Genomic DNA, 21667 nt, shown 5'->3' on the forward strand with positions numbered 1-21667 from the left:
ACCGCCTTATACGGACATCTGTGCCACAGGATACGAAACCTTGCCTGGAACCGAAGAGCTCCGGGCGCTGCGTTCTTCTCCCGCTTCTTTGGCTCCGGACGGTTCTTTGCCGTCTTCGTGCAGCTGGTCTTCCAGCGCAAAAATCTGGCTGAACATATCCAAAGCGTCGCTGCCGTTCTTCTCGGCAGCCATTTCTTTAATTCGGTTGATCGGATCATGCATCATTTGGTTTACGATGCTTCGAGTCAAACGGCGGATCACGGTCCGCTGATGTTCGTCGAGCTCCGGAAGTTTGTTGAACAAGCTTTGCAGCGTGTCCTCATGGATGGTCGTCGCCTTCTGTTGAAGCGCGCGGATAACGGGTTTTACGCCAAGCGTCTGGAGCCACAAAGCAAAAGCTTCCATCTCCTGCCCGATCATGACTTCAATCTTGGCGGCTTCGCTGCGGCGCATCTCCAGATTGCTTTCCACGATGCCTTCCAGGTCGTCAATGTCATACAGGAATACATTAGGCACGCCTGAAATGAGCGGATCCAAATCGCGGGGTACCGCGATATCGATCATAAACAAAGGACGTGAAGGACGTTTCTTCATGGAAGCCGCCACCTGCGCCGATTTCAGCACATAACCGTCCGAGCCGGTAGAGCTGATTACAATATCGACGGCGCCCAGCTTTTCAGCAGCCTGCTCCATCGTGCAAGGAGTGCCTTTAAATTTTAAAGCCAACTCTTCTGCGCGGGCCAACGTCCGGTTGGCTACGATCACTTCTTCAGCCCCGCTCGCAAAGAGATGTTTGACCGTCAGCTCGCTCATTTTCCCGGCGCCGAGAATCAGTACCTTTTTACCCGAAAAAGAACCAAAAATCCGTTTGCCCAGCTCAACGGCCGCATAACTGACCGAAACCGCGCTTTCGCCGATCGAGGTTTCCGAATGGGCTCTTTTGCCCATTGTAATGACCTGCTTAAACAGCATATTAAAAAACGTACCGGTCGCTTTCTCCTGCTGCGCCATCAAAAAGGCGCTTTTGACCTGGCCGAGAATCTGCGTTTCACCAAGAACCATCGAATCAAGCCCCGCCGCAACCCGGAACAGATGCTCGATCGCCTGGTCTTCTTCATAAATATATAAATGCTGCGTAAACTCGGTCCGCTGGACGCCAAACCACTGCTCCATAAAGCTGCGGATAAAATGGGCGCACATCGGCAGCCTGTCCACGACGACATAAAACTCAGTACGGTTACAGGTGGCAAGAAGAACGGCTTCCAATACACCTTTGATTTGTTTTAACTCCGCGAGCGCCCGAGGCAGATCCTCTTCCGCAAAAGTAAATTTCTCCCTTACCTCTACCGGCGCAGTGCGATAGTTTAGTCCAACTGCCATAACGTGCATTGTAAGTTTCACCTGCCTAGTTAAATTACGAAATCCTCTGTGTTTCAGCAATGTTAATTATATCACACAAAATACGGCGGTTACGGCTCGGAATATGAAATGTTTATGAAAAGTAAATGAGCGCTTAGTGAGACTGCAGCAGTTAATATCCTTGCCCTAAAAGAAAAAAATAACCATGGATTCAAAAAATCCACAGTTATTTCACTTTTTCTTAAGCTATTTCTAAAACTCGTTCCCTTCAAGGGGAATTCTCTATTCATTCTTCCGTTTGTTCAGTTTCCTCTTCGTTCGCATAATGCCCGATGATTTCCCACAATTCGTCTTTGCCGATCCCTTCTTCAGCGGAAAACATGACAAAAGGGTCGCCGCCGCGCATGAGCAGGTCCTGCTTGACGATTTTGACATGCTTCTGCCAGCGGCTTTTCGGAATTTTATCCGCTTTGGTCGCCACCACGCATACCGGCAGCCCGTTCGCCTTCAGCCAGTCGTACATCAGAATGTCGTCTTTACTCGGCGGGTGTCTCAAATCAATGACCTGGATAACCAGCTTCAGCGGCACCCGGTTCAGCAGGTAATCCTCGATCATTTTGCCCCAGACGGCGCGCAGCGTTTTGGAAACCTTCGCATAGCCGTATCCCGGCACGTCGACGAAATAAAGATCGTCATTGATCCGGTAATAGTTCAGATGCTGGGTTTTACCGGGCGTCGAGCTGGTTCGAGCCAGGTTTTTGCGAGAAATCATCCGGTTGATCAGCGAAGACTTGCCTACATTCGAACGCCCTGCCAGAGCGATTTCCGGCAAGGCGTCTTCAGGATACTGATCAGGCCGGACCGCGCTAATAATAAAATCGGCCTTGTTTACTTTCATGTTTTATACAATTCCTTTCTAAAATGCCCGTCTTTTAATGCACTTCGCTGTGCTGGACGAGCGCATGCTCCAATACCTGGTCCATGTGGGAAACCGGCACAAACTCGACGTCATTTTTGACGCTGTCCGGAATGTCCTTCAAATCCCGTTCATTGTCCTTCGGCAGCAGAATTTTTTTGTATCCGGCACGGTGGGCCGCCAGCGATTTCTCCTTCAGTCCGCCGATCGGCAGCACACGTCCGCGCAGGGTGATTTCCCCCGTCATGGCGATATCTTTAGAGACATATCGGTTGGTCAGCGCCGAAATAAGGGCCGTCGCAATCGTGATCCCGGCGGACGGTCCGTCTTTCGGAATCGCACCTTCCGGAATGTGAATATGAATATCGTTTTTCTCATGGAAATCCGACGGGATGCCCAGTTCATTAGCTTTGGACCGGGTGTAGCTGAAAGCAGCCTGGGCCGATTCCTTCATGACGTCGCCAAGTTTGCCGGTCAGCGTCAGTTTGCCCGAGCCCGGAACGACCGTGACCTCGATCACCAGCGTTTCGCCGCCAACCTCCGTCCAGGCCAGTCCGGTGACGGTTCCGATTTGATCCTCAAGCTCGGCAACGCCGTAACGGAACCGGGGCACACCCAGAAAATCCTTGATTTGATCCGGTCCAATCACGATGGCCTGCTCCGGATTAGCAACGATTTGTTTGGCGGCCTTCCGGCAGAGCGCAGCGATCTGCTGCTCCAGATTCCGCACCCCGGACTCGCGGGTGTATTCCCGGATCGTTTTCAGAATGGCTTCGTTCCCGATTTCCAGCTGTTCTTCGGTCAAGCCGTGATCCTTCTTCTGTTTCGGGAGCAAATATCTTTCGGCGATTTCCAGCTTCTCCAGCTCTGTATAACCGGGGATATTAAGAACCTCCATCCGGTCAAGAAGAGGTCTCGGAATGTTGTGAATGGCATTCGCCGTAGTTACAAACATCACGTTGGACAAATCGAACGGCAGCTCGATAAAATGATCGCTGAACGTTCCGTTTTGCTCCGGATCCAGCACCTCAAGAAGCGCTGCGGAAGGGTCGCCTCGGAAGTCCGAAGCCATTTTGTCGATTTCATCCAGCAAAAATACCGGATTCAACGAGCCGGCCGTTTTCATCCCTTGAATGATCCGTCCCGGCATGGCCCCCACATAAGTGCGGCGGTGGCCGCGGATTTCAGCTTCGTCCCTTACGCCGCCCAGCGAAATGCGCACAAACTCGCGTCCCAGCGAACGGGCGATGGAGCGGGCCAGGGAGGTTTTACCGACGCCCGGAGGGCCGACCAGACAAAGGATAGGGCCTTTCAGTTTCTTGACCAGCTTCTGAACGGCCAAATACTCCAGCACACGTTCCTTCGGCTTGTCGAGGCCGTAGTGATCGGCGTTAAGGATCGCTTCCGCTTTGTCCAGATCGAGATCGTCTTCGGTTTTCTCGCTCCAAGGCAAGCCCAGCAGCCAATCCACGTAGTTGCGGATAACGCCGCCTTCGGCGGAGCTTGCCGGCATTTTCTCAAGCCGGTCGATCTCTTTTATAACCTTCTCCTGCACTTTATCCGGCAGGTTTTTCTCTTCCATTTGAGCGCGCAGCTCATCCGCTTCCCCGGCCCGGCCTTCTTTGTCGCCAAGCTCTTTCTGGATGGCTTTCATCTGTTCGCGGAGATAATATTCCTTCTGCGTTTTCTCCATTTGCTTCTTGACGCGCTGGTTGATCTTCCGCTCCAGCTCGAGCACTTCGCGCTCATTATTTAAAATGTCCAGCAGCTTTTCCAGCCGCGCGCGGACATCAATCGTTTCCAGAATTTCCTGCTTTTCTTTAATCTTCAGGGACAAATGGCTCGTAATGACGTCAGCCAGACGTCCAGGCTCTTCGATATCCGAAACCGCCGCAAGCGTTTCCGGGGTAACCTTTTTCGAAAGATTAATGTAATGCTCGAATTGGGTGAGCAAAGTCCTCATCAAGGCATCCACTTCGGAATCGGAGGTTTCTTCTTCGGGACGTTCCTCCGCCAAAACTTCGTAAAACTCCTCGTTATCAAGGTATTCAATAATTTCAGCCCGTTCCAGTCCCTCGACCAGAACACGGATCGTGCCGTTGGGAAGCTTCAACATCTGCCTAACCTTGGCTACGGTTCCGATACGGAAAATATCTTCTTGCGTGGGCTCTTCAATGTTCACTTCTGACTGAGAACAGAGGAGAATCAGGTTGTCGTCAACCATCGCTTTATCCAGCGCCTTGACGGACTTCTCGCGGCCTACATCCAGATGGAGAACCATACTCGGATAGACGAGAATCCCGCGCAAAGGCAGCAGCGGAAACCGGCGGCCCTTGGATTTATGATGTCCCATTGCTTCGCACCTCCATTGGCTCCCTTGTACAATTGCCTGCCTGTCTGCCGTGATTCTGTGACGGGCCTTGCAATATCATTCCTATTTTAGCAAATGTTCTTTTAAAACACCAATCAACTTGCCTTTTATCTTTATATCCCTAAAAAAACAGCCCAATGGACAGTGTGTCCATTTAGGCTGCTTCATCATTCTACATTTTGCTTGACTGCGTCGGTTTCGCATGCAGGAAAGGCGGCTGCGGCGCAGGCGGCATAAATAAATCCGCCACACCTTTGGAGGCCGGCTCTTCCGTTTCCTCCGTTTGCTGCGGTCCAAAAATCCAGCCAAAAGCCTCCCGGATCGTTTCGACCGGAATAACCTGCACGTCTTCTAACCCTTCAAACATGGAATTCCAGTTTTCTTTCGGAATCAGGACGGTGGTTGCCCCGCTTTGGAACGCGGCTTCGGCTTTAGCCACCACGCCGCCGATCGGCTTCACTTTGCCGTGAATGCCCAGTTCCCCGGTCATGGCGATCTTAGGATCCACCGGCGTTTTGCGAATCGCGGAAACCACTGCTGTTGCAATGGCCAAACCGGCCGACGGACCGTCAATCGGCGTTCCGCCCGGGAAGTTGATGTGCAGGTCGTATTTTTCCGGCTCCATGCCGATGTTTTTCAACACGGTAAGCACGTTTTCGACGGAGCCTTTGGCCATGCTTTTACGACGCAGCGTCCGGCTTCCGCCTCCGCCAATCTCCTCTTCGTCCACAACCCCCGTAATGTTGCAAAGACCGGAACGTCCTTCGGGAGCAGGCACGGCTGTCGCTTCGATTTCAAGCAAGGTGCCCATATTCGGGCCGTAAACGGCCAGACCGTTGACGACGCCGATTTGCGGGAATTCGGCCACTTTTTTATCAGGACGAGGCGCAAGCTGGCTGCTTGTGGCCACCCACTCCAGATCGGATGCCGCCAGCGTGTTCCGCTTTTCGGTCAGCGCAAGGCCTGCCGCAAGCTGCACCATATTCACCGCCTCACGGCCGTTAGTCGCGTATTTCTTCACGACATCCACTGCTTCGGGACAAGGCTGGAAGCCTAGACGTTTCACGGCATCTTCGGCAATTTGCGCGATTTCTTCCGGCAGCAGCGGGCGGAAAAAGATTTCCATACACCGCGAACGGATCGCCGGCGGAATTTCCTGCGGCGACCGGGTTGTCGCGCCCACCAGCCGGAAATCGGCCGGAAAGCCGTTTTGGAAGATATCATGGATAAACGCAGGCGTATTGCTATCTTCAGAGTTGTAATACGCGCTTTCCAGGAACACCTTGCGGTCCTCGAGCACCTTCAGCAGCTTGTTCATCTGGACGGGATGCAATTCCCCGATCTCATCGATAAAAAGAATGCCCCCGTGCGCTTTCGTTACCGCGCCCGCTTTCGGCTGCGGAATGCCGGCGACCCCCATGGCGCCGGCGCCTTGATAAATCGGATCATGCACCGATCCGATCAGTGGGTCGGCGATGCCCCGTTCATCAAACCGCGCCGTAGTGGCGTCGATTTCCGTAAACTTGGCGTCCGCCCGGAAAGGGGAAGCGGGATTTTTTTTCGCTTCTTCCATGACCACCCGTGCGGCGGCTGTTTTCCCTACCCCCGGCGGTCCATATATAATGACGTGCTGCGGATTAGCGCTGCAAAGCGCGGCTTTGAGCGCGCGCAGCCCGTCTTTTTGACCAACGATATCTTTCATGGATGCCGGACGCGTACGTTCGGCAAGCGGTTGTGTAAGCGAAACGGAACGCAGCTTGCGCAGCTTCTCCATCTCCTTGCGCGATTCGCGGTCCACCGCGGTGCGGCTGCCTTTCTGGCTGCGGAGCAGATTCCAGAAATACATGCCGATAATCACGCCGAAAAACAAGTTCACAACCATCACAATGACGCTTAAATTCATGTTCGACCAACCTCCCGTTTTCTCCTGGCTGTACGTTAATTGACTAATACTTGGTAGTATAGCCTTTTAGAAAATGGCTAAACGTGAAGTTGACATTTTGCGCTGACAAATGGTGAACTTTTATTTCTTAAAGGGCTATAAAAAAATAAAACCGCCCGGTTAGCGGGCGGTATATCTTGCTGAATCGATCTATCGTTCAAATCCTCTGTGCTCTTGACTCCTAAAGGTTGCTTAAGAAATCGGAGCCGCGCCATGCTGCTTGCGTCCCGGAATTTCTCCCGTTTCCTCGTAAGCCTTCACGATGATGTCGATTTCCTTCTTCAGTTCGGACAGCAGCTCCGCTTCCGGAACTTTACGGATCATTTCTCCGTAACGGAACAGCAGGCCTTCGCCCCGGGCGCCGGCAATGCCGATATCGGCTTCGCGCGCTTCCCCCGGCCCGTTAACGGCGCAGCCGAGCACCGAAACTTTAATCGGCACCTTGATCTTGGAAATATACTCTTCCACTTCGTTAGCAATGGAGAACAAGTCGATATCCAGACGTCCGCAGGTCGGACAGGAGATCAAGGTTGCGGCATTCGAGATCAAACCAAAGGTTTTGAGCAGCTCGCGGGCCACTTTAACTTCTTCCACCGGGTCTGCGCTCAGCGAAATCCGTACGGTCGAACCGATGCCCATGGACAGCAGCGCGCCGATCCCGGCCGAACTTTTAACCGTGCCGGCAAACAAGGTTCCCGACTCGGTAATGCCCAGGTGAAGCGGGTAAGGAATCACTTCGGCCGCTTTGCGGTAAGCTTCGATCGCCATCGGCACATCCGAGGCTTTCAGCGAAACGATAATATCATGGAAGTCCAGCTCTTCAAGGATGCCGATGTGGTAAAGCGCGCTTTCCACCATTGCATCCGCGGTCGGATAACCATATTTTTCAAGCAAATGGTTCTCCAGGGAACCGGCATTGACGCCGATCCGGATCGGAATCCCTTTTTCTTTGCAGGCCTTTACTACCGCTTCCACCTTTTCGCGGCGGCCGATGTTGCCCGGATTGATACGGACTTTATCGATGCCGTTTTCGATCGCCTTCAGCGCAAGCTTGTAGTTAAAGTGGATATCCGCTACGAGCGGAATATGAATCCGTTGTTTGATTTCTTTGATCGCATCCGCTGCTTCATCATTGTTGACCGTTACCCGGACAAGCTGGCAGCCCGCTTCTTCAAGACGTAAAATTTCAGCCACAGTTGCCTCAACGTCAGCCGTCTTCGTCGTACACATACTTTGAATAAGGACTTCATTGTTGCCGCCGATGGTCAAATTGCCGACTTTCACCGGGCGTGTTTGATGTCTTAGGTATGTCATAGGTCTCTCTCCCATAACGCCAAATCTCCACCCCTAACCGGCCTAGCTTAAGCTAAACCGTTAGAGGTGGAGGATGGGCATTTATTTAGTGGACAGCGGTTTGGCCTGAACCACCGGCCTTACGCGCTTTCCTCTTGTTTTTTATTATTTCCCGTTTTAAGTTCCGGAATGATTTTCTCTTCCACAACTTTTTCGGTAATGACGCAGCTTGTGATATCGTCGCGGGACGGAACCTCGTACATCACTTCAAGCATAATGCTTTCGATGATGGCACGCAGGCCGCGGGCGCCGGTGTTGCGTTTGATCGCTTCACGCGCAATAGCTTCCAGGGCTTTAGGTTCAAATTCCAGCTTAACGTTATCGAGTTCAAGCAGTTTTTGATATTGTTTGACCAGAGCGTTCTTAGGCTCCGCCAAGATGCGGACAAGCGTTTTCTCGTCCAGCGGCTCCAGGGAGGAAATTACTGGAAGACGGCCTACGAACTCCGGAATCAGACCGAATTTCAACAGGTCTTCAGGCAGAACGAGCTGCAGGTATTCACCTGGTTTAAGCTCTTTCTGACCGTCGGAAGCTGCATTAAATCCGATGACTTTCTTGCCGACACGGCGTTTGATCATTTGCTCGATACCGTCAAAGGCACCGCCGCAGATGAACAAAATGTTGGTCGTGTCGATCTGGATAAATTCCTGATGCGGATGTTTGCGTCCTCCTTGCGGTGGAACCGAAGCAACCGTACCTTCAAGAATTTTAAGCAGCGCCTGCTGCACGCCTTCGCCGGAAACGTCACGGGTAATGGACGGATTCTCCGATTTGCGGGCTACCTTGTCAATTTCGTCAATATAAATGATGCCTCGCTCCGCTTTCTCCACGTCGTAATCCGCCGCTTGAATCAGCTTCAGCAGGATATTTTCAACGTCTTCCCCTACATAACCGGCTTCCGTCAAGGAAGTCGCGTCTGCAATGGCGAACGGAACGTTCAAAATTTTGGCCATGGTTTGAGCCAGCAGCGTTTTACCGGAACCCGTAGGTCCAAGAAGGAGGATATTACTCTTCTGCAGCTCAACGTCTTCAATCTTGCTGCCGGAATTTACGCGTTTGTAGTGGTTATAAACCGCTACGGACAGCGATTTCTTCGCTGCTTCCTGGCCGATTACGTATTGGTCCAAAATCTCGCGGATTTCGCGTGGTTTTGGAATTTCTTTCATGTCGAACTCTTCGTCATGACCGAGTTCCTCTTCTACAATCTCCGTGCACAATTCGATGCACTCATCACATATATAAACGCCCGGTCCGGCAACGAGTTTGCGGACCTGATCCTGCGATTTACCGCAAAAGGAACATTTCAGCTGGCCTTTTTCTTCGTTAAACTTAAACATGACAACACCCCTTTATTCAAATATTAGGCTTATCAATCACTTTATCAATAATCCCATAAGCCTTAGCCTCTTCGGCGCTCAGGAAATAATCGCGGTCTGTATCGCGCTGTATCTTCTCGAGGGGCTGCCCGGTGCGTTCCACATAGATCTGATTGACTTTTTCTTTCGTCTTCAAAATCCATTCGGCATGAATTCCAATATCCGTTGCCTGACCTTGAACACCGCCCAGAGGCTGGTGAATCATCACTTCGCTGTGCGGAAGAGCGTAACGTTTTCCCGGAGCGCCTGCCGTAAGGAGCAAAGATCCCATACTGGCGGCCATTCCAACGCAAATCGTTGACACGTCTGATTTAATATACTGCATTGTATCATAAATACCCATGCCGGCCGTTATAGAACCACCGGGGGAATTGATGTACAAGTGAATGTCTTTCCCTGGTTCTTCCGCTTCCAGAAACAGCAGCTGAGCTACAACTAGATTGGCCACTTCATCATCGATTGCGCCGCTGAGAAAGATGATCCGGTCCTTAAGCAGTCTTGAGTAAATATCGTAAGACCGTTCTCCACGACTAGTCTGTTCAACAACCATTGGTACTAAGCTCATGCCACCGACCCCTTCTCCATATCATCTCACCAGCTACACCTGTATTCTAACATGTTCCAAAGTCCATGTCATTTTTCCAAAGATGAAGCTTTGGTGATACATTGTATCAGCAACAGCTAATTTATATGCTTTGCGTCCTTTTTGTCAACCTACTCAAGAGGCATAACCGAAAGATTGTTTAAGAAGACCTTCCCCCGAGTAAAAGACGCCCCACAAAGTGGCATGCCGCGATGCCGGAATTCAAGGACTTTGTGGGGAGCTGAATGTTCAACTATTTCTTGCATTTGAAAAACGAAGGCACGCAAAAGATTCTACGTGCCTTCCCTTTTATTTCATATGAAACTGATTCCGATTCAAGAGGACAGCTTATTCAGCAGCTGCTTCTGTTTCTTTGCTGTTCGCAACCAGGAATTCGATCGTTTTGCGAAGTTGAACTTCTTCACGAAGGCTTCCCAAGGAACCGTTGGCAGCAAGGATATTTTTAATTTCATCTTTAGAACGCTTGTACATGTCAGCCATGTTGGCAAGCTCCTGCTCGATGTCTTCTTCGGAAACGGTGATGTTCTCTTCTTTCGCGATTTGCTCCAGAACCAGGTTGTTGCGTACGCGTTTCTCGGCGTCGCCTTCCATTTGTTCTTGAAGTTCGGAAAGGGTTTGACCGGAGAAGCTCAGGAACATGTCCAGGTTCATGCCTTGCGTGCGAAGACGGTTGTCGAAATCGCGAACCATGTTTTGAACTTCGCCAAGCACCATTGGTCTTGGAATGTCAACTTCCGCTTGTTCGGCAACTTTCTCAACGATAGCGGACTCACGAGCCGATTCGTTTTCTTGTTGCTTGCGGGAAGCCAGTTCTTTCTTCAGGTCTTCTTTGTACTCTTCAAGCGTGTCGAACTCGGAAACGTCCTTCGCGAACTCGTCGTCCAAAGCAGGCAGCTGCTTGCGTTTGATTTCATGTACTTTCACCTTGAACACGGCTTCTTTGCCGGCCAGCTCTTCCGCATGGTATGTTTCAGGGAAAGTTACGACAACGTCTTTGAAGTCGCCGGTAGCCAAGCCGACTACTTGCTCTTCGAATCCAGGGATAAAGGAACCGCTGCCGAGTTCCAGGGAATAACGTTCTGCTTTACCGCCTTCGAAAGGAACGCCGTTTACGGAACCGTCAAAGTCGATAACTACAGTGTCGCCGTTTTGCGCGGCTTCTTCGTCAACAACGATCAGTTCGGCATGGCGCTGCTGCAGACGCTCAAGTTCAGCATTCAATTCTTCTTCGGTTACTTCTGCAGAAGCAGCCGGAGCTTCGATACCTTTGTATTCGCCAAGCTTAACTTCAGGTTTAACGGTCACTTTAGCTTTGAAAATAAAAGGTTGTCCTTTTGCAAACTGCTCAACATCCACTTCAGGACGATCTACCGGGAAAATATCCGTTTGTTCAACGGCTTCACCGTAAACTTCAGGGAGCAAAATGTCGATGGCGTCTTGGTAGAGGCTCTCCACACCGTAGCGTGCTTCGAAAATCGGCCGAGGCACTTTACCTTTACGGAAACCAGGCACGTTTGCTTGTTTTACTACTTTGTTAAAAGCTTTATCCAGCGCCGACGCTACGCGTTCCGCTTCGACTTCAACCTCAAGAACGCCGAGGTTCTTCTCTATTTTTTCCCAAGTTGCTTTCATTTTATGCTTTCCCCTCCAAAAATTGTTCACATATTGACAATGAAAAACGAGTGATGTTATCCGTTTTCAGTCTTGTCCTATCGAATTTCACGTTAGAATAACCATTATATTATAATCAAGAATAGTTGATTTTACAAGTGGGCGAAATAACGCTGGGAACTGTTAATCTTTTCCTGATCTCTGACGGTTTGCGGGCTGCTTCGACAGCTTAGAAAATAGCGCCGGTAGAAGCGAACTGTTTCATCGCCCGATGAGCCTGCTCAAATCTTAAACGCATGGAATCCGTGATGCCGTAAGCCGCCCTCAGCTCTTCATCCGCTTTGCTGCTTCCTCCCTGCAGGCTTTCCGTCACGGTCTGGTGCAGCGCGGCCGCCCAAATGTCCAATGACGCCTCTTCCTCGCGGATCACGGAAGCATATTCGGCCGTCCCGTACACGCCCATAATAAACTGGAACCAAAATTCCTGGGCAAAATAAAACATCGCCGGATCATGCACCTGGGCTTCCTGCCCAACCCTGTCCAGCACATCCTGCACCGCCGGCGGAAATTCTTCCGGCGTCAGCGGCACCGAGTCGATCTCGATCGTCGCCAGCTCGCCGCCTCTCCATAAACGGACCGCCCCGCCCGCCTCGCGTCTCCGCAAGGTTTGCAGCACGCGAAACTGCAGCATCGGATGCCGCCCCTCCCGCTCCAGCCACTTGATCAGCGCATCGTCGATTTCCGGCGCCTGAATAAAAGCCAACTGCTCCAAAGCCAAAAAGGTATGCTCGGATAACGGTTTCTCCGTCACGGTCTCCAGCAGTTTCCGCGCATAACCGCGATCCTCTGCAAATTTCATTTCCGCATGCCTGCGCGCAAAGTCCGCTTCCTCGGCTTCATCCGTTTCGTCCATCTGAGGACCGCCTTGACCTCTTCCCGCTCCCGAGGCCGGAAAAGCTTCCTGCAGCCATTTCAGCAGCGCTTCCCACTCCTCGTAATGGCGCTGGTCCTGCACTTCGCACTGCAGCAGAAAACGAAGCAGCTCCGCCGCTTCCGCATAACGTTCCGTTTCCAGCATCCGGGTAAGTTCTACCTGGTAATAATCAAGCGTTTTGGGGAATAAAACTAGATTATCTTTGCTGCTCTGCCGATTCCCGTTAATAAAAGTTCACACCCTTCCACCGCTTCATCAATGATTTGTAGATTATATCACACCCTTTTCAAAAGTGAAAAACCTTGAGCCCTAAATATTCCTTGCTAACCCGCCAAAAGTATGGTATATTCTCTTTTGCACGCTTTTATTATTTGTCCCAGTAGCTCAGCTGGATAGAGCAACGGCCTTCTAAGCCGTCGGTCAGGGGTTCGAATCCCTTCTGGGACGTTTTTTTATAGAAAAGCCCTCCTTCGGGAGGGCTTTTTTTTGCGTCCCTTGGGAGGAGAACCCCCAGGGGTTCGTCGCAGCGAGTCCTTCGGGACGGAGGGCCGGGCGAAGTCACGAGCTTTGCGAGTGTACTCCGACTGGGACGTTTTTTATAGGGATGCCGATCTGCAATCCTCCTATTCTTCTTTTTATAGCATAACTCTCCTAAGAGCCTCATATATTTCGGATGATAGGCGTTCATTTCTTCCAGGATTCTAGCTTTCGCCGGCCTTTCTGTCAGGTTTCAGTTCAGCAGCGGAAGCCGGTGAAACTTCTTCTTTGCCGGACAAGCCTTTCCATTCCACTTTATGATAAGGGGGAGTTACGCTTTGAGAACAACGGTAATTCGCATAACCCAGCTGGCCCTTGCGGCGATCGCGGGAGTCGTGTTTCTTGCAGGCTGCGGCATCCACCGCCAGGCCGAAAGCGGGGTTCAATCGGGAAGCCGGTCCCAGTCTTCGGCGCTCGCCATTTCCAAAGCCTCCTATTCTTCACAATCTGTTAATAGAATCGAAGATGCGGGCGGAAATCTCCGTCTGACTTTTCCGCAGGGCTGGGTCCGGGACGATGCCCTTAACAAATCCGCTGTCCTTGGCGTGTCGGACCGATCCAACGAAAAATACTGTCTGATCGTCCAGCTGCCTTCCAACCTCATTAAAAATGCTACTTTGGACAGCATGAAAAGAAAGCTGCTCGCCGACACCAAAGTCGCCCTGTCAAACTACCATTTCGTTGAAGACGGAGAGTCGACGATTGACGGTCTCCCGGCCAAAACCGCCGAATTTTATGGTACGGCCCGAAACGTCGACGTGCGTTATCTGGCTGCCGTCACGGAGAAGGACGGAGTCTTTTATCAAATCATTACCTGGTCCACCTCCGACTTGTTCGCCGGGTATAAAGAGGAGTTTAAAGCCATCATCCAATCTTTCCAGGTGATTAAATCCGCAGGTTCGGCAGTCGCCCTCCCTGTACTGGGTTCAGCCGCCGCCGACATTACGCTGGTCACCAGCAGCGATCAGCATGCGAGCATAACGATTCCCGAAGGCTGGACCCGAGATGCCGGGTTGGCCTCCGGAGCCAGCATTCAGGCCTCTCACCCATCAACAGAGGACTATATTGTAGTGCTGCAGGAAGACCGTTCGGATTTCTCCCAAAATACCACGATCAACGACTATTCCAAACTTGTCAGCGACAATATGAAGCAGTCCATCAGCAACGCCAAACAGGAGGTCCCTCGCCAGATTACCGTAGGAGGTTTAAATGCGCTGCAGTACGTAATCAGCGGAGAGGTCAACAAGGTCAAAATCAGCTACCTGGTCACCCTCGTCGCCTCCAAGGAGCATTTCACGCAGGTGTTAATGTGGACAAGATCCGATATGTTCGAGGCCAAAAAACAAAACTATCTTTATATAGTAAATACCTTTCGGGAAATGTAACCCCCGCTCCGACGGGAAGTGTAGGGAAGAATTGGAATTCCAAAGGGGAAGCATGTAAAATAAACAAGTAGAGAAACCAGATCCCTTCTCTTCTATCTCTTCTATATAATATCTTAAAATCAATGCAGCCTTCCCGCTGCCTGAGGAGGCAAGTTTGATGAGCTTTACTTTGGAGATCGGCCAAACCGCTCCCGATTTTAATTTGAAAGGAACGGACGGCAACCGCTACACGCTCGGCAGCTTTGAAGGGTCCAGGTTCCTTGTACTCTTTTTTACCTGCAACCGCTGCCCGTTTGTTCTCGGCTCCGACGAAATCACTCGCCAAACCGCGGATAAATTCACCAAGGACGGCGTAACCTTTATCGGGATTAACGCCAACAGCGAACAGACAAACCCGTTGGACGCCTTTGACCATATGGTTGCGAGAATGGAAGACAACCGTTTTCCGTGGATTTATTTGCGCGACGAAACGCAGGAAACGGCCAAAGCTTACGGCGCCCTGCGAACGCCTCACTTTTTTGTGTTTGACGAAGCCAGAAAGCTGGTTTACACCGGGCGAGGCGTGGACAACCCGCGCCATACCGAAGCTATGACCGTTAACGATCTGGATCGCGCGCTTAGCGAATTGACCGCTGGACAAGCCGTCAGCGTCCCGGTAACCAATCCGATCGGATGCAACGTGAAATGGAACGGTCAAGACGCCCATTGGATGCCGGCGGAAGCCTGCGATCTAGTTTAAAAAAACAAAACTCAGGAGGGATTTACATGTCTGAAATTTACGATATCCAAGTGAAAACCATCGATGGCGAACAAGCCACCCTGCAGCCTTACGCAGGACAAGTCCTGCTGATCGTCAACACGGCAAGCGCCTGCGGATTGACGCCCCAGTATAAAGGGCTGCAAGCCTTGTACGATGCCTACAAAGACAACGGCCTTGCGGTGCTGGGTTTTCCCTGCAACCAGTTTGCCGGCCAGGAGCCCGGCACGGAAGAGGAAATCAAACAATTTTGCGAGCTGAACTACCAGGTCAGCTTTCCGATGTACTCCAAAGTGGAGGTAAACGGCGACAACACCCATCCCCTCTACCGTTATCTCAAAGAACACACGCCTGAAGAATATCAGACCGGCGACATTGAATGGAACTTCGCCAAGTTCCTCGTAGACCGGACCGGACAAGTTGTGAAACGCTACAGCTCCCGGACCGAACCTTCGGCTATTGAAGCTGATTTGAAGGAACTGCTCGGCTAATCGGAAAAATAACAAAAATCCGCTGCCTGCTTATCGCAGGGGCGGATTTTTTTCGTTCAGGCAAACCGCCTGAAGTATATATAGTACGGAACTCTGGGCTCGGAGTCCGAATTGAAGCTCCGCTCCCCGCGCTAATTTTTCATTTTAGGGTCCATAGCATCCCGCAGGCCGTCTCCCATCAGGTTAAAGCCCAATACGGTCAGCATGATCGATACCCCCGGAAAAATGACCGTCCAAGGCGCGATTTGAATGAACTGACGGGAATCCGCAAGCATCTTCCCCCACTCCGGCGCCGGCGGCTGCGCCCCCAGGCCGAGAAAACCCAGAGCTGCCGCTTCAATAATAGCCGTCGCAATGCCCAAAGTGCCCTGCACAATGACGGGAGTCAGACTGTTCGGCAGAATATGATGCCAGAGAATGCTGCCGTTTTTCATGCCGATCGACCTGGCCGCGGTGATGAATTCCTCATTTTTCAGGACCAGCACCTTCGCCCTTACCAGCCTTCCGTAAACCGGTATGTTGACGACGGCAATCGCCACAAGCGCGTTTTGCAGGGAAGGACCCAACACGGCCACAATGGCGATAGCCAGCAGCATGCTCGGAAACGCCAGCAAAATATCGAACAGGCGGGAAACAAGCATATCCATCCATTTGCCGTAAAAGCCGGCCAGGAGCCCCAAAAAAGTGCCCAAAATAATTGATCCGACCACAGAGAAAAAGCCAACCCAAAGCGAGATCCGCGCCCCATAGATAACGCGGGTGAACAAATCTCTTCCCAGATCATCCGTTCCAAACCAATGTGCGCCCGACGGGGCTTTCAGACGGTCCATCAGCTGCTGTTCCTTGAAATCATACGGCGCGATCAACGGCGCAAACACGGCCAGCAAAATAAATAAGGTGATGATGATCAAACCCAGCATCGCCAGCTTGTTCCGGCGGAACGACTGCCAGGTTTCCTTCAAGGGGCCTTCCGTCCCGGAAGGAATCGCCGGCGGCGTGCCTCCGGCTGTTTTCACTGCAGCTTCTGCCATGGCTCCTCCCTCCTTAACGGTATTTGATGCGGCGGTCAATCGCCGCATACAGCAGGTCGACAATCAGATTGATCACCACGAAGATAAAAGCGATGATCAGAATCCCGGATTGGATGACGGGATAATCGCGGTAGCTGATCGCGTCATAAAGGTAACGGCCGACGCCCGGCCAGGCGAAAATCGTCTCCGTCAGCACGGCCCCGCCAAGCAGCGAGCCTGTCTGCAGGCCAACGACGGTCAATACGGGGATGAAGGCATTTTTCAAAGCATGTTTGTAAACGACGAAAAATTGGGGCAAACCCTTGGATTTGGCGGTACGGATATAATCGGATTTCATGACCTCCAGCATGCTGGAGCGGGTCATCCGGGCGATGACCGCCATCGGGATGGTCCCGAGCGCGATGCTCGGCAGGATCAAATGTTTGATGACGATCCAAAGCTGACCCCATTGCCCCTGAATAAGGGCATCCACGATGTACAGGCCCGTCTTGGTCTCCAGGGGATTGCGCTGATCCATTCGTCCGATCGACGGAAGCCAGTGCAGCTTAATGGAGAACACCCACTGCTCCATCAGCCCCAGCCAGAAAATCGGCATCGAGATGCCGATTAGGGCAAGCAGCATGGCGGCATAATCAAACCAGGAATTTTGTTTCCAGGCGCTGATAATGCCCGCGTTGATGCCGATCACCAGTGCGAAGAGCATTGCCGTAAAAGTTAGCTCCAGCGTTGCGGCCAGATACGGCGTAATTTCCTTCGCGATCGGAACCTTGGTGCGGATCGATTCCCCGAGGTCCCCTTTCAATAAATCGCCCACATACATGAAATATTGCTGCAGCCAGGGTTTGTCCAAACCGAGCTGCTCCCTGAGCGCCTCTTTCGACTGCTCGGTCGCCTTCTGCCCGAGTATGGTTTCCGCCGGATCACCGGGAATCGCATGAATGATAGAAAAAACGATAATCGTCATGCCGATCAGAACCGGAAGCAATACGAGCAGACGTTTGACTACGTAAGAGTTCATTCCTCATTTCACCTGCCGAATCAGAGAGTATAACGGCCCGGGTAAACGGGCCGCCAGGTTCGGAACTATTCAAAATAAACGCCGCTGTAATATTCGGTTCCTGTCGGATTCGGCACAAACCCTTTCAGGTTGGCTTTGGCGGCCAGGATTGGCGTCGTGTACACGAGCGGGATCCATGGCGCATCGTCATGGATGATCGTCTGTGCCTGCTTGTAGAGATCGGTGCGTTTAGCCTGATCGGTTTCTTTCTGCGCTTCGACCAAAATTTTGTGCAGATCTTCGTTTACATAAAAACCGCGGTTGTTGCCCGGAATCGCATCTTTATCCAGCAGAGTGTAAATGAAGTTGTCCGGGTCGCCGTTGTCGCCCGTCCAGCCGAGCATGTACAGATCGTCTTTCTCCCCAGCTTTCGTATCGTCGAGATAGGTCGCCCATTCCGGAGATTCGATGTTGACCTTCACGCCGATTTTAGCGAAATCAGCCTGAATGGCTTCGGCCACTTTTTTGCCGTCCGGCATATACGGTCTGGATACCGGCATCGCGTAAAACGTGTATTCCCCAGGCAATCCGTCTGGATAGCCGGCATCGGCCAGCAGTTGTTTGGCTGTATCGAGATTATACGTGTAATCCTGAATTTGATCATTGTAGCCCCACAAGGTAGGCGGCATCGGATTGACGGCCGGCTTGGCCTGGCCTGCGAAGAAAGCGTCAATGAGTCCTTGCTTGTTGACGGCATAGTTCAAAGCGACACGCACTTTAGGATCGTCGAACGGTTTTTTCTTGGTATTGAAGCCAATATACGCCACGTTAAACGGTGGGCGTTCGATTTTTTGCAGGGAAGTGTTGGCTTCCAGCAGTGTCAGGTCGTCCGGATTCACGTCTTCCATCAGGTCGATCTCTCCGTTTTGCAAGGCGTTGAAACGTGCGGAGTTATCCGGGATGGAACGAACGATAACTTTGTTCAGCTTAGGAAGTCCTTCTTTCCAGTAGTTCGGGTTCTTCTCCAGCGTAATGGAATCGTTGCGTTTCCATTCCTTGAAGACAAACGGGCCTGTGCCCACGGGTTCGTTTTTGAAGTTTTCCTTTTTCTCTTTGATGGCCGTCGGGCTCGCAATGCCGAAGCAGGTCATCGCCAGATTTTGCAGGAATGGGGCCTGCGGCTGGTTGAGCGTGAATACGACGGTATGGTCGTCTTTGGCGGTTACGTCTTTGATGACGCGGGAGCCGTCCGGACCAAACATGGAGTCATAATAATCGAAGGAATCCCCTTCGAATTTGTATTCGCTTTTCGGATCGCTCCACCGCTTGAAGTTAAACACTACGGCGTCTGCGTTGAAATCCGTGCCGTCATGGAATTTCACCCCTTGGCGCAAGGTAAAGGTATACGCCAGGCCGTCGGGTGAAATTTCCCATTTCTCGGCCAGGGCCGGTTCAACCTCTGTAGTGCCTTCTTTGTACTCCAGCAAGGAGTCAAACACCTGATGCACGATTTTGAGCGATTCCCCGTCCGTCACGATCGCCCCGTCCAGGGAAACCGAATCCCCGCCCCGGCCGACGATCAGCGTATCCTGCGTTGAGGCCGACGGTGCGGACGATGTTTCGGAAGCCGAAGGCTGATCGCTTGCGGAAGCATTGTTCGATCCTCCGCTTGCCTTGTTGGTGCCGCCTCCGCCGCAAGCGCTCAGCAGCACGGTCAATCCCAATATCAGAGTAAGCAGTTTACCAGCACTTTTGTTCATTCATAGACCCCTTCCTTTTTTCCATGGATTAATTATTAAAACAGGCGGTAAGCCGGTTTTAAACGAGTTCAGGCATTCGTGGCACTCTAAACCGCAGATAAGGACGACTCGCCGTATAGGAAACAGGCGGTCTGATGCCCTCCGCCGGCGTCGGCAAGCGCAGGCCTCTGAAGGCGGCAGATTTCCATCGCATGCGGGCACCGGGTATGGAACGCACAGCCCTGCGGCGCATCGGCAGGACTTGGCACCTCGCCCTTCAGAATAATCCGCTGCCGTTTGGCTTTAGGATCCGGGCTAGGCACGGAGGACAGCAAAGCCTGCGTGTAGGGATGCTGCGGGCGGTCGTAAAGCTCTTTCTTGTCGGCAATTTCCACGATCCGGCCCAGATACATAACCGCCACCCGGTCGCAAATATGTTTGACCACGCTCAAGTCGTGGGCGATAAACAGGTAAGTCAACCCGAATTCCTGCTGCAGGTCCTGCATCAGATTTATGACCTGGGATTGAATAGATACATCCAGCGCGGACACCGGCTCGTCGGCGACGATCAGCTTCGGCCGAACGGCCAGCGCCCTGGCGATTCCGATCCTTTGGCGCTGGCCGCCGGAGAACTGATGGGGATACCGCTGCAGATGACCGGCAGGCAATCCGACAGTATCCATCAGCTGTTCTATCCGTTCTTTGCGTTCCGCGCTGCTTCCAAGGCCATGGACCTTAAGCGGCTCCTCGAGAATCCGTTTGACGTTTTGCCGGGGATCCAGCGATGAAAAGGGATCCTGGAAAACCATTTGCATGTCTTTTCGGCTGCGTCTGAGCTGCTCGGGGGAAAAAGAGGTCAGCTCCTGCCCGTCAAACACGATTTTTCCGCCAGTAGGCTCGATCAGCCTAAGCAGGCTGCGCCCCGTCGTCGATTTGCCGCAGCCGCTTTCCCCCACCAGCCCGAAGGTTTCCCCACGCCTAATGGAGAAGCTGACGTCGTCGACGGCTTTTACATAAGACTGGGAACGCTGAAACATTCCTTTGCCGACCGGGTAATATTTTTTGAGGCCGCTGACCTCAAGCAGCGGCTCTTCCGTTAAGCGCTTATTCATACCGCATCCTCCTTGACCGCCGAATACAGCCAGCAGCGGCAACGCTGACCCGCCCCTTTGTCTTCCAATTCGGGGAGCTGCTCCCGGCAGATCGGCATGACCTGAGTGCATCGGTCGGCAAACCGGCAACCCTTCATCTCCAGGCTCATCGCGGGAACTTGACCGGGAATGGAGTAAAGCCGTTCCCTCTCCTCGTTCATGAGCGGCATCGATTGAATGAGACCTTGCGTATAGGGATGAAGCGGATTTTCGAAAAGCTGCCCCGTTTCCGCCTCCTCCACGATTTTGCCGGCATACATCACGACCACCCGGTCGCAAATTTCGGCTACAACGCCAAGGTCATGCGTGATCATCATCAGAGCCGTCCCGTTTTCTTCATTGAGCTGTCTTAGCAGGTCCAAAATCTGGGCCTGAATCGTAACGTCGAGCGCCGTTGTAGGTTCGTCCGCAATCAGCAGCTCCGGACTGCAGGAAATGGCCATGGCGATCATGACGCGCTGCCTCATCCCGCCGGATAACTGGTGGGGGTACTCGTCGATCACGGACTCGGGTCTTGGAATGCCGACCTTCGCGAGCATGTCTACCGCGTGTCGCCGGGCTTCCCTGCGGCTTAACCCCAAATGGATTTTGACGGCTTCGACAAGCTGCTGACCAATGGTAAATAGCGGGTTTAGGGAGGACATCGGTTCCTGAAAAATCATGGAAATCCGGTCTCCGCGGATTTTTCGCATCTCTTTTTCGGACATCGGCACCAGATCCCTGCCCTGAAACAAAATTGAGCCGTCTACAATTCTGCCCGGCGGTTTGGGAATCAGCTTAAGCACGGACAAGGAGGTCACGCTTTTGCCACAGCCGGATTCGCCTACGACACCCAAAACCTCGCCGCGCCTGACCACCAGGCTTACTCCGTCGACAGCGGGAACTTCCCCGCGCGAAGTAAAAAAATGAGTGCGCAACCCATGGATTTCAAGTACAGATTCGTTCATCGCATCCCCTTCTCTTTGAAAAAAGTCGTTTGCGTCAGGTTAATGAACATATTTTTTTGTATAAACCAAAAGCAGGATACCTTTGAGAGAGAAAAACAAACAGAGTGGGTGACTAAACTGGATGGAAAAATGGATGTATTTACAGAGGTGTAAAAATATTGATGGA

Annotated in this window: 17 protein-coding genes and 1 tRNA gene; 4 read left to right on the top strand and 14 right to left on the bottom strand. The window is 52.1% G+C overall.

Annotated elements, in window-relative coordinates:
• Positions 1 to 6: 6 nt before the first annotated feature.
• The 9 genes from hemA to AC3ZPD_RS11075 all read right to left on the bottom strand — a co-directional run bounded on the left by hemA (position 7) and on the right by AC3ZPD_RS11075 (position 12610).
• Positions 7 to 1389, bottom strand: coding sequence for a glutamyl-tRNA reductase (gene hemA, locus AC3ZPD_RS11035; protein WP_490984351.1), 1383 nt, complete (start codon positions 1387 to 1389; stop codon positions 7 to 9).
• 256 nt (positions 1390 to 1645) lie between these two features.
• Positions 1646 to 2257: a ribosome biogenesis GTP-binding protein YihA/YsxC gene (gene yihA, locus AC3ZPD_RS11040; protein ID WP_490984352.1), complete on the bottom strand. Its 612-nt coding sequence runs from the start codon at positions 2255 to 2257 to the stop codon at positions 1646 to 1648.
• Between the two features lie 34 nt (positions 2258 to 2291).
• Positions 2292 to 4628, bottom strand: a complete 2337-nt coding sequence (lon, locus tag AC3ZPD_RS11045) for an endopeptidase La (RefSeq protein ID WP_490984353.1) — start codon at positions 4626 to 4628, stop codon at positions 2292 to 2294.
• A gap of 190 nt (positions 4629 to 4818) precedes the next feature.
• Complete coding sequence (gene lonB, locus AC3ZPD_RS11050; protein ID WP_490984354.1) at positions 4819 to 6549, bottom strand: ATP-dependent protease LonB; 1731 nt, start codon at positions 6547 to 6549, stop codon at positions 4819 to 4821.
• A 231-nt stretch (positions 6550 to 6780) separates the two neighbouring features.
• Positions 6781 to 7902, bottom strand: coding sequence for a flavodoxin-dependent (E)-4-hydroxy-3-methylbut-2-enyl-diphosphate synthase (gene ispG / locus AC3ZPD_RS11055; protein ID WP_490984355.1), 1122 nt, complete (start codon positions 7900 to 7902; stop codon positions 6781 to 6783).
• Between the two features lie 119 nt (positions 7903 to 8021).
• A complete protein-coding gene (gene clpX, locus AC3ZPD_RS11060; protein ID WP_490984356.1) occupies positions 8022 to 9278 on the bottom strand; it encodes an ATP-dependent protease ATP-binding subunit ClpX in 1257 nt (418 codons plus the stop codon).
• Positions 9279 to 9294: 16 nt separating this feature from the next.
• Positions 9295 to 9882 carry an ATP-dependent Clp endopeptidase proteolytic subunit ClpP gene (clpP, locus tag AC3ZPD_RS11065; RefSeq protein WP_068697261.1) on the bottom strand — a complete coding sequence of 196 codons (588 nt, stop codon included), beginning with the start codon at positions 9880 to 9882 and terminating at the stop codon, positions 9295 to 9297.
• Between the two features lie 366 nt (positions 9883 to 10248).
• A complete protein-coding gene (gene tig, locus AC3ZPD_RS11070) occupies positions 10249 to 11553 on the bottom strand; it encodes a trigger factor (protein ID WP_490984357.1) in 1305 nt (434 codons plus the stop codon).
• A gap of 208 nt (positions 11554 to 11761) precedes the next feature.
• The gene (locus tag AC3ZPD_RS11075; protein ID WP_490984358.1) at positions 11762 to 12610 is read right to left on the bottom strand and encodes a hypothetical protein; all 849 of its coding nucleotides are present in this window, start codon (positions 12608 to 12610) and stop codon (positions 11762 to 11764) included.
• A 229-nt stretch (positions 12611 to 12839) separates the two neighbouring features.
• On the opposite strand from AC3ZPD_RS11075, the gene AC3ZPD_RS11080 reads away from it, so the two are divergent.
• The 4 genes from AC3ZPD_RS11080 to AC3ZPD_RS11095 all read left to right on the top strand — a co-directional run bounded on the left by AC3ZPD_RS11080 (position 12840) and on the right by AC3ZPD_RS11095 (position 15636).
• Positions 12840 to 12913, top strand: a tRNA-Arg gene (locus tag AC3ZPD_RS11080).
• 368 nt (positions 12914 to 13281) lie between these two features.
• Positions 13282 to 14388 (top strand): hypothetical protein, encoded by a 1107-nt coding sequence (locus AC3ZPD_RS11085; RefSeq protein WP_490984359.1) that lies wholly within the window; start codon positions 13282 to 13284, stop codon positions 14386 to 14388.
• A gap of 157 nt (positions 14389 to 14545) precedes the next feature.
• A complete protein-coding gene (locus tag AC3ZPD_RS11090; RefSeq protein WP_490984360.1) occupies positions 14546 to 15127 on the top strand; it encodes a thioredoxin family protein in 582 nt (193 codons plus the stop codon).
• A gap of 26 nt (positions 15128 to 15153) precedes the next feature.
• Positions 15154 to 15636 (top strand): glutathione peroxidase, encoded by a 483-nt coding sequence (locus AC3ZPD_RS11095; protein WP_490984361.1) that lies wholly within the window; start codon positions 15154 to 15156, stop codon positions 15634 to 15636.
• A gap of 131 nt (positions 15637 to 15767) precedes the next feature.
• On the opposite strand, the gene AC3ZPD_RS11100 is transcribed toward AC3ZPD_RS11095, so the two are convergent.
• The 5 genes from AC3ZPD_RS11100 to AC3ZPD_RS11120 form a co-directional block, all read right to left on the bottom strand.
• The gene (locus AC3ZPD_RS11100) at positions 15768 to 16667 is read right to left on the bottom strand and encodes an ABC transporter permease (protein ID WP_490984362.1); all 900 of its coding nucleotides are present in this window, start codon (positions 16665 to 16667) and stop codon (positions 15768 to 15770) included.
• A gap of 13 nt (positions 16668 to 16680) precedes the next feature.
• Complete coding sequence (locus AC3ZPD_RS11105; RefSeq protein ID WP_490984363.1) at positions 16681 to 17685, bottom strand: ABC transporter permease; 1005 nt, start codon at positions 17683 to 17685, stop codon at positions 16681 to 16683.
• Positions 17686 to 17750: 65 nt separating this feature from the next.
• Positions 17751 to 19424, bottom strand: a complete 1674-nt coding sequence (locus tag AC3ZPD_RS11110; protein WP_490984364.1) for an ABC transporter substrate-binding protein — start codon at positions 19422 to 19424, stop codon at positions 17751 to 17753.
• Positions 19425 to 19510: 86 nt separating this feature from the next.
• Positions 19511 to 20515, bottom strand: coding sequence for an ABC transporter ATP-binding protein (locus tag AC3ZPD_RS11115; protein ID WP_490984365.1), 1005 nt, complete (start codon positions 20513 to 20515; stop codon positions 19511 to 19513).
• Positions 20512 to 21501 (bottom strand): ABC transporter ATP-binding protein, encoded by a 990-nt coding sequence (locus tag AC3ZPD_RS11120; RefSeq protein WP_490984366.1) that lies wholly within the window; start codon positions 21499 to 21501, stop codon positions 20512 to 20514. The genes AC3ZPD_RS11115 and AC3ZPD_RS11120 overlap by 4 nt, the downstream gene beginning before the upstream one ends.
• Between the last annotated feature and the right edge of the window lie 166 nt (positions 21502 to 21667).

Source organism: Paenibacillus mobilis, assembly GCF_058267595.1.